This is a genomic window from Actinophytocola sp., from assembly GCF_036402745.1.
Taxonomy (GTDB): domain Bacteria; phylum Actinomycetota; class Actinomycetes; order Mycobacteriales; family Pseudonocardiaceae; genus Actinophytocola.
The window spans coordinates 1-9955 of sequence record NZ_DASWSJ010000068.1; the positions used below are offsets into that span (position 1 = coordinate 1).

3 protein-coding genes are annotated in these 9955 nt (G+C 73.1%); 1 reads left to right on the forward strand and 2 read right to left on the reverse strand.

What is annotated here, in order from left to right:
* Positions 1 to 362 (reverse strand): hypothetical protein (locus VGD70_RS06815; RefSeq protein ID WP_331079231.1); only part of this gene is annotated, 362 nt, incomplete at its 3' end.
* Between the two features lie 322 nt (positions 363 to 684).
* Here VGD70_RS06815 and VGD70_RS06820 point away from each other — a divergent pair.
* Positions 685 to 1047, forward strand: coding sequence for a hypothetical protein (locus VGD70_RS06820; RefSeq protein WP_331079233.1), 363 nt, complete (start codon positions 685 to 687; stop codon positions 1045 to 1047).
* A gap of 79 nt (positions 1048 to 1126) precedes the next feature.
* Here VGD70_RS06820 and VGD70_RS06825 read toward each other — a convergent pair whose 3' ends face one another.
* The gene (locus tag VGD70_RS06825) at positions 1127 to 9925 is read right to left on the reverse strand and encodes an SDR family NAD(P)-dependent oxidoreductase (protein ID WP_331079235.1); all 8799 of its coding nucleotides are present in this window, start codon (positions 9923 to 9925) and stop codon (positions 1127 to 1129) included.
* Between the last annotated feature and the right edge of the window lie 30 nt (positions 9926 to 9955).

Here is a 9955-nt window from a genome sequence, read left to right on the forward strand (position 1 = left end):
GCCACGACCATGGCCGGCGTCATCAGCACGTGCCCGACGACCATGACCGCGGTGGCCGAGGCCCACCCGGCGAGGTACGGCGGGTACATGATCAGGAACGGCACGTACATCGCCAGGCTCATCTCGGCGATCGCCCGCCAGCCACACCCGCGGATGCGCATCCACGCCGCCATGCCGATGCTCATGTAGGTCGCCATCAGCAGCGTCTTCGGCACCAGCGCGGCCAGGGCGGTCCAGCCGAGCGCGTCGAACAGCATCGCCGCCGGCATGCCGAGCGCGAACATGCCGACGAACATGGCGATCGTCATCTCGAGCAGGTGCTGGACGAAGTTCCAGGCCGGGCCCTTCACGACGATCTTCACGACGGCTACCTCCGGTTCTGTGCTGTGGCGAAGCCGACACCCAGTGTGACAGCCCACGCTCATCCGTGGGTAACCACCAGTGCACCAGTCATCCGGTAATTGCCGGGTAATCGCCCGTTGGATATCGCACATAATCGCACCGAGCAGCGGTGACGCAATACTCCGAAAGTGCGACAATCGGGCCATGTTTCCTGGAGAGGTGTGGGGAGCCACAGCCGAAGAACGTGCTGCGAAGCTGCCCTGTGACGATGTATTTCCTGACGGGCTGGCGGCCTACCGCGCCGTTTCAGTCGAAGCCCCGCCGTCATTGGTGTGGGCATGGTTGTGCCAGATTCGTCTGGCCCCTTACAGCTACGACTACCTGGACAACTTCGGTAAGCGCAGTCCCCGGGACCGCACGCCGGAGCTGGTCGACCTCGAGGTGGGCCAGTCCTTCATGCGGCTGTTCACCCTGCACTCGTTCGAACGGGACGACCACGTCACGATTCGGAACAGCCGCGTCGTCACCACCTACGCCGTCCGGCCGGAGGGATCGGGCACCAGGCTGGTGGCCCGCACGATCTTCAACGGCCCCAACGTCATCGGCCGGCCGCTCGGCATGATCGACTGGGTGATGATGCGCAAGCAGCTGCTGAACCTGAAGTCCCACGCCGAGCGCGAGCACGCGGCCGTCGCGGCCGCCTGAGCGCACCTGACAACCTCCGCACGCGCAAAAGGTCGCCATCCGTCCTCTTCGGACCGGATGGCGACCTTTTCGCTGTCTCCTACGACGCCTTGCGCAGGTCCCGGCCGAGCGCGCGCTTGACCAGGTCGTCGACGTCCAGGGTGTCGAGGTCCGCCGCGGGTGCCGGCTGCTCCGGCGCCGGCTCGTCCGCCGAGCCGGCCAGGGTCAGCAGCGCGTCGAGCACGCCCGCCTCCCGGAGCCGGTCCAGCGAGACGGTGGCCAGGGTCCGCCGCAGGGCGTTCTCGTCGATGTCCGGCGCGTGCGCGTCCGGGTCCGGGACCAGCTCGGCCAGCACGTGGCTCGCCAGCTCCGCCAGGTTCGGATAGTCGAACACCAGCGTGGCGGACAGCTGGAGACCGGTCGCCGCGTTGACCCGGTTGCGCAGCTCGACCGCGGTGAGCGAGTCGAAGCCGAGCTCCTTGAACGCCTGCCCGGGGTCGATCGCGGCGGGCGAGGCGTGCGCGAGCACGGTCGCCACCTGGGTGCGCACCAGGTCGAGCACCGCGGGCAGCCGCTGCGCCGGCGGCAGGCCGGTGAGCCGGCTCACCAGCGCGGCGACGTCCGCCTTGCCGGCCCGCCGGGCCGGCATCCGCACCAGGCCGCGCAGCACCGGCAGGTCGGTGCCGGACCTGCGCAGGGCAGCCGGGTCGAGCTTGACCGGCACGGCCAGCGCCGCGTCGAGCCGGGTCGCCCTGTCGAACAGCGCCAGACCCTCCTCAGTGGACAGCGCACCGAAGCCGCCGCGGTTGAGCCGGGCCAGGTCGGTCGCCGACAGCTCGCCGGTCAGGTCGCTGGACCGGGCCCACAGGCCCCACGCCAGGGACACCGCGGGCAGGCCGTGTGCCCGCCGGTGCTGGGCCAGCGCGTCGAGCACGGTGTTGGCGGCGGCGTAGTTGGCCTGCCCCGGCCCGCCGAGGACACCGGCGACCGAGGAGAACAACGCGAACAGCGCCAGGTCGTGCCCCGCGGTCAGCTCGTGCAGGTTGACCGCCGCGTCCACCTTCGGCCGCATGACCCGGTCGAGCCGCTCCGGGGTGAGCGTGTCGACGGTGCCGTCGTCGAGGACGCCGGCGGAGTGCACCACTCCGGTCAGCGGGTGCGCCGCGGGGATCGCGTCGACGACGGCGGCGAGCGCGGCCCGATCCGCGACGTCGCAGGCAGTCACGGTGACGGTCGCGCCGAGGCCGGTCAGGTCGGTGGTCAGCGCCGCCACCCCGGCGGCGTCCGGTCCGCGCCTGCTCAGCAGCACCAGATGCCGGACCCCGCGCTCGGTCACCAGGTGGCGGGCCAGCAGCGCGCCGAGGCCGCTGGTGCCGCCGGTGATCAGCACGGTCCCGGCCGGGTCCAGCGCACGCGCCTGCTCGCCGGCCGGCTTGCCGCGGGCCAGCCGGGGCACGAACAGCCTCCCGGCCCGGATGGCCAGCTGGGTCTCGCCGGTGGCCAGCGCGGCTTCGAGGGCGTCGCCGGACTCCGCGCTGCCGTCGGAGTCGACCAGGACGAACCGGTCCGGGTGCTCGGACTGGGCGGTGCGCACCAGGCCCCACACCGAGGCTGCGGCCGGGTCGGCGATGTCGTCGGCCGGGTCCACCGCGACCGCACCGGTGGTGACGAGCGCGAGCCGCGCGGGACGGTCCTCGGCCAGCCAGGACTGGACCAGCTCGAGCGCCCGGTGCGCGGTTTCCCGTGCCGCGCCGGGGATGTCGCCGCTGCCCGTGACGGGCTCGACGACCGTGTCGACCGTCTCGACCGGCGCGCCCTCGCCCGGGTGGTCGATCCCCAGCCAGCCCAGCGCGAACAGGTGCTGGTCGGCCGTGGTCGGGGTGGCGGCGGCGAGCTGCTCGGGGGTGATCGGCCGGACCGCGAGCGAGCCGACGGACATCACCGGCACGCCGGTCTCGTCGGCGAGGTCGATGGCGAAGGCGTCCTCGCCGGCCGGGCTGATCCGGACCCGCAGCCTGGCCGCGCCGGTCGCGGCCAGGGTGATGCCGTTCCACGAGAACGGAAGCGCGAGCTGCCGCTCCCCCGTCGCCGCGGCCAGCAACGCGTGCAGGGCCGAGTCCAGCAGGGCCGGGTGGAGCCCGAACCGGGCGGCCTGCGCGCCTTGGGCCTCGTCGAGCGCGACCTCGGCGTACACCGTCGCTGTGGCACCGTCACCGCGCCGCCACACCGACTCCAGCCCCTGGAACGCGGGTCCGTACTCGAGCCCGATGCCGGCCAGCTCGTCGTAGACGTCCGGAATGGACACCGCGGACGCGCCGGGCGGCGGCCACTCGGTGAGCGCGACGCCAGCCGGTTCGATGCCAGGGGCCAGCCGGCCGGTGGCGTGCTGGACCCAGGACCCGCCCGCCTCCGGTCGCGAGTGGACGGTCAGGGTCCGGTGTCCGGTCTCGGTTTCCGCGCCGACCGACACCTGGACCACCACCGCGCCGGTCTCCGGCAGTACCAGCGGCGCCTGCAGCGTCAGGTCGTCGATGCCGTCGCAGCCGGCCCGGCCCGCGGCGTGCAGGGCCAGCTCGACCAGGGCCGCGCCGGGCAGGAGCACGGTGCCCAGGACGGCGTGGTCGGCCAGCCACGGGTGGCTCTGCAGGGACAGCCGGCCGGTGAGCAGCAGGCCTTCGCCCCCGGCGACGTCGACGACGGCACCGAGCAACGGGTGCGCGGCGGCCCCGAGCCCGGCCGCGGCGACATCGCCCGCGCCGGTACCCGGCATCAGCCAGTAGTTCTTGTGCTGGAAGGCGTAGGTGGGCAGCGGGACCTGGACGGCGCCGGTGCCGGCGTAGAACGCCTCCCAGTCGACGGTGTCGGTGCGCACGGCGAGGACACCCAGTGCGGTGGCCAGCGTGCGGACCTCGTCGCGGTCCTTGCGCAGGGTCGGCACGAAGGCCACAGTGGACTCATCGGTCTGGCCCATCGCGCTGAGCACACCATCCGGCCCCAGCTCCACGAACGTCGTCACGCCCTGCTCGACCAACGTGCCGACGGCGTCGGCGAACCGGACCGCGTTCCGCACCTGGCCAACCCAGTAGTCCGGGTCGGCGAAGTCGGCGACCTGACCGGTCACCGTGGACACGATCGGAATGCTCGGCTCGTGATACGTCACGCCCGCCGCGACCGCCCGGAACTCCTCCAGCATCGGCTCCATCAACGGCGAGTGGAACGCATGCGACACGCCGAGCTGCTTGGTCTTGCGACCCCGCTCGGCGAACACCCCGGCAACCGCCTCCGCGGCCGTCTCCTCACCGGAGATCACCACGGAGGTCGGGCCGTTGATCGCCGCGATCCCCACCGCGTCAGTCAAGTGCGGGAGAACCTCTTCTTCGGTGGCCTCGATGGCGAACATCGCCCCACCCGAAGGCAACGCCTGCATCAACCGGCCCCGCGCAGAGACCACCTTGCAGGCGTCCTCGAGCGACCAGACACCCGCGACATACGCCGCAGCCAGCTCACCGATCGAATGCCCAGCCAGTACATCGGGATTGACACCCCAGGACTCCAACAACCGGAACAACGCCACCTCAACCGCGAACAACGCAGGCTGCGTATTCCCCGTGTCGTCCAACCCCTCACCGGAGGCGATCACCTCACGCAACGACGGATCCAGCTGCGCGCACACCTCGTCGAACGCCGCCGCGAACACCGGATAAGCCGCACACAGCTCCCGACCCATCCCCACCCGCTGCGCACCCTGACCGGTGAACAAGAACGCCAACCCACCCGCAACCCGAGAACCGGACGCGACCTCCACACCGTCCACGAGCACCGCACGGTGGTCGAACCTCGACCGCCCGGTCGCCAACGAGAACCCGACATCCAGAGGACCACCGTCCACAAGGGAGCGCAACCGCTCGACCTGGGCGAGCACCGCCTCCGCGGACTTGGCCGACACCACCCACGGGGCAACCGGAACCTCGGCCCGCGGCACGGCGGCCTCGGGTGCGGGCGGCTCCTCGATGACGACATGCGCGTTCGTGCCGCCGATGCCGAACGAGGAGATGCCGGCCCGCCTCGGGTGCCCGTTCGCCTGCCACGGCACCGGCTCGGTCAGCAGCCGTACCGTGCCGGCGGCCCAGTCGATCTTCGACGACGGGGCGTCCACGTGCAGGGTCGACGGCAGCTCACCGTGCTGGAGCGCCAGCACCATCTTGATCACCCCGGCCGCACCGGCCGCCGCCTGGGCGTGCCCCAGGTTGGACTTGATCGACCCCAGCCACAGCGGCCGGTCGGCCGACCGGCCCTGCCCGTACGTGGCGAGCAGCGCCTGGGCCTCGATCGGGTCGCCCAGCGGGGTGCCCGTGCCGTGCGCCTCGACGGCGTCCACATCGGACACCGTCAGGCCGGCGGCGGCCAGCGCGGCGCCGATCACCCGCTGCTGCGACGGCCCGTTCGGGGCGGTCAGCCCGTTGGACGCACCATCCTGGTTCACCGCCGACCCGCGGATGACCGCCAGGATCGGGTGGCCGTTGCGCTGCGCGTCGGACAGGCGCTCGACGGCGAGCACGCCGGAGCCCTCGCCCCAGGCGGTGCCGTCGGCGCCGTCCGCGAAGGACTTGCAGTGGCCGTCGACGGCGAGACCGCGCTGCCGGGAGAACTCCACGAAGGTCTCCGGGCCGGTCATCACGGTGACGCCACCGGCCAGCGCGAGGTCGCACTCGCCGCCCCGCAGCGCCTGGACCGCCAGGTGCAGCGCCACCAGCGAGGACGAGCAGGCGGTGTCGATGGTGACCGACGGGCCCTCGAGGCCGAGCACGTAGGACAGCCGTCCACACAGGACGCTGCCGGCGATGCCGGTGACCAGGAACCCTTCGACCCCGGCCTGGCTCGCGTCGACGCCGCGGCCGTAGTCCTGGGCCATCATGCCGGCGAACACGCCGGTTCGGCTGCCGCGCAGGGAAAGCGGGTCGATCCCGGCCCGCTCCAGCGCCTCCCACGAGGTCTCCAGCAGCAGCCGCTGCTGCGGGTCCATGGCCAGCGCCTCGCGCGGGCTGATCCCGAAGAACTCCGCGTCGAACTCGGCGGCCTCGTGCAGGAACCCGCCCCGGCGGGTGTAGCTGGTGCCGGACGTCTCCGGGTCGGGGTCGTAGAGCCGGTCGAGGTCCCAGCCGCGGTCGGCCGGGAAGTCCGAGACGCCGGACCGGCCGTCGACGAGCAGCCGCCACAGGTCCTCCGGTGAGGCGATCCCACCCGGCAGCCGGCACCCCATGCCGACGATGGCGATCGGCTCGTCGGCCACACCCGTCCGCGTGGCCGCCACGACCGGGGCGGCCGCGGCGGAGCCGGCCAGCTCGGTCAGCAGGTGGTCGACCAGCTTCTCGGGGTTCGGGTAGTCGAACACGAGCGTGGCCGGCAGCCGCAGCCCGGCCGCGCCGTTCAGCCGGTTGCGCAGCTCCACCGAGGTCAGCGAGTCGAAACCCAGCTCCTTGAACGCCTGCGTCGGCGCGATCGACTCGGGCGAGCCGTGTGCCAGCACCCCGGCGACATGCCCGCGCACCACGTCCAGCAGGATCCGCCGCTGCTCGGCCTCGGCGAGCCCGGCCAGCTTCCGCGCCAGCTCACCCGAGGGAGCGCCCGCGCCGCCGGCCCGGCGGGCCGGGGCGCGGACCAGGGACCGCAGGATCGGCGGCACGGTAGCGGTCGTCCTCGCCACCGCGGCCGGGTCGATCCCGATCAGCACGGACAGCGCGCGTTCGGTGGTGGCGGCGGCGTCGAACAGCGCCAGACCGTCCTCGGTGGACAGTGCGCCGAAGCCACCGCGGCCCAGCCGGGCACGGTCGGTCTCGCTGAGCTCGCCGGCCATGTCGCCGGCCGAGTCCCACAGGCCCCACGCCATCGACACCGCGGGCAGCCCGGCCGCGCGCCGGTCGTGGGCCAGCGCGTCCAGGGCGCTGTTGGCGGCCGCGTAGTTGGCCTGGCCCGGTGTGCCGAGCACGCCGGCCGCGGAGGAGAACAGCGCGAACAGCGCCACGTCACCGGCCAGCTCGTGCAGGTTGACCGCCGCGGCCACCTTGGGCGCCAGGACCGTGTCGAGCCGCTCCGGGGTGAGCGCGGTGATGATCCCGTCGTCCAGTACGCCGGCCGCGTGCACCACGCCGACCAGCGGGTGATCGTCGGAAATGGACGACAGCACCTTGGCGATCGACCGCCGCTTGGTCACGTCACAGGTCGCGACCCGCACCTCGGCGCCAAGCTCGGTGAGCTCGGCGGCCAGCTCGCGGGCGCCCGCGGCCTTCGAGCCACGGCGGCTCACGAGCAGCAGGTGCCGGACGCCGTGGGTGGTGACCAGGTGCCTGGCCAGCAGCGCGCCGAGCCCGCCGGTGCCGCCGGTGACCAGCACCGTGCCGTCGGGGTCGAGGGCCAGCTCGCCCGGGGCGTCCTGCGCGCGTACCAGGCGCGGCGCGTATGCCTGCCCCGCACGGACGGCGACCTGCGTCTCCCCGGACGCGGCAACGGCTTCGGCCGTGGTCGTGACGTCGGTGTCGTCGTCGACGTCGAGCAGCACGAACCGGTCCGGGTGCTCGGACTGGGCGGACCGGACCAGGCCCCAGACCGCGGCGGCGGCGAGGTTCGGGATGCGTTCCCCGGCGGTGACGCCGACCGCGCCGCTGGTGACGAGCGCCAGCCGGGCGTCCTCCGGCTGCTCGTCGGCGAGCCAGCTCTGCACGGCCGCCAGTGCCTCGTGGGCGGTGTCGACCCGCCGCACCGCGACCGCCACCGTGTCGACCACCGTGTCCACCACTGTGTCCACAGTGGTCAGTTCGGTCGGGGTCCAGTCCACGCCGAACCTCGACTGGCCCACGCCCGAGCCCGCGGCCGCCTTGATCTGCTCCGGGGTGACCGGGAGCAGGGACAGCGTGCCGACCGACGCGACCGGCCGGCCGGCGCCGTCGGCGGCGTCCAGGGTGATCGCACCGTCGCCGGCGGGGGCGATCCGGATCCGCAGACCGGTCGCACCGGCGGCGGACAGGGCGACGTCGCTCCACCCGAACGGCAGCCGGGCCTGCTGCTCGTCGCTGCCGGCGAACAAGGCGTGCAGCGCGGCATCCAGCAGGGCCGGGTGCAGCCCGAACCTGGCCGCGTCGCCGTGCTGCTCCTCGGCCAGCGCGACCTCGGCGAACACCTCGTCGCCGCGCCGCCAAACCGCCCGCAGGCCCTGGAAGACCGGCCCGTACTCCAGGCCCAGCTCGGCGGCCTTGTCGTAGACGTCCACGATGGACACGGCGGTCGCGCCGGCGGGCGGCCAGACCGAGAGGTCCACAGTGGAGGGTGGTGCCCCGGTGCCGAGCGTGCCGGTGGCGTGCTGGACCCAGTCGCCGCCGTCCCGGCGGGAGTGGACGGCGACGGTCCGGCGTCCGGTCCCGTCGTCGGCGCCCACCGTGACCTGGGTGACGACCGCCTCGCTCTCGGGCAGCACCAGCGGCGCCTGCAGGGTCAGCTCCTCGACCAGGTCACAGCCGACCCGGTCGCCGGCCTGGACGGCCAGCTCGACGAGGGCGGTGCCGGGCACCAGCACGGTGCCCAGCACGGTGTGGTCGGCGAGCCACGGATGGGTCGGCACGGAGAGCCGGCCGGTGAGCAGCAGGCCGTCCCCGTCGGCGAGTGGCAGGACCGCGCCGAGCAGCGGGTGCGCGGCCGCGTCGAGCCCGGCGGCCCGCACGTTGGCGGCGCCCGAAGTCGGCCGCAGCCAGTAGGACTGGCGCTGGAACGCATAGGTGGGCAGCTCGACCCGGCGGCCGCCGGGAAGCAGGGCGGCCCAGTCGACGTCCACGCCACGCACCCACGCGGTGCCCACCGCGGTGGCCAGCGTGAGCACCTCGTCGCGGCCCCGGCGCGCTGCTGGGATGAAGTTGTCGTTGCCGAGTGCGGTCAGTGTGGCGTCGGGGCCGGCTTCGAGGAAGGTGCGTACTCCGGCGGTGTCGAGGGTGGTGATGGTGTCGGCGAAGCGGACGGTGGCGCGGACCTGGTTGACCCAGTAGTCGGGGTCGGTGAGGTCGGCGACGTCACCGGTGACGGTGGAGACGATGGGGATGGTCGGCTCGTGGTAGGTCACGCTCGCGGTGACCGTGCGGAATTCGTCGAGGATCGGGTCCATCAGTGGTGAGTGGAACGCGTGGGACACGGTGAGCTGTTTGGTCTTGCGGCCCTGTTCGGCGAACACTGCCGCGACCGTCCGGGCGGCGTGTTCCTCGCCGGAGATGACCACGGAGTCGGGGCTGTTGATCGCGGCGATCCCGACCGTGTCGGTGAGCAGCGGGGTGACTTCGGTTTCGGTGGCCTGGATGGCGATCATGGTGCCGCCGGTGGGCAGGGCCTGCATGAGCCGGCCGCGGGCGGTGACCAGGCGGGCGGCGTCGGCGAGGGAGAACACCCCGGCGACGTGTGCGGCGGCCAGCTCACCGATCGAGTGCCCGGCCACGTAGTCCGGTCGGATACCCCAGGACTGCAGCAGCCGGAACAACGCCACCTCGAACGCGAACAACGCCGGCTGGGTGTTCCCCGTCTCGTCCAGCCCGTCGCCGGAGGCGATCACCTCGCGCAAACCGGGATCCAGGTGCGCACAGACCTCGTCGAACGCGGCCGCGAACACCGGGAACGCCTCGCACAACGCCCGGCCCATACCGGCACGCTGCGCACCCTGACCGGTGAACAACACCGCCAGCTTGCCGGTTCGCACCACGCCGGTGACCACGCCGGGGGCCGGGTCGCCCGCGGCCAGCGCGGCCAGCCCGCTCAGCAGTTCGTCGCGCTCGGCGCCGGAGACGACCGCGCGGTGGTCGAACCCGACCCGCGCGGTCGCCAGCGAACGGCCGACGTCCACCGGCCGCAGCTCCGGCTGGCTCTCCACAAAGGACTTCAGCCGGGTGGCCTGGTCCCG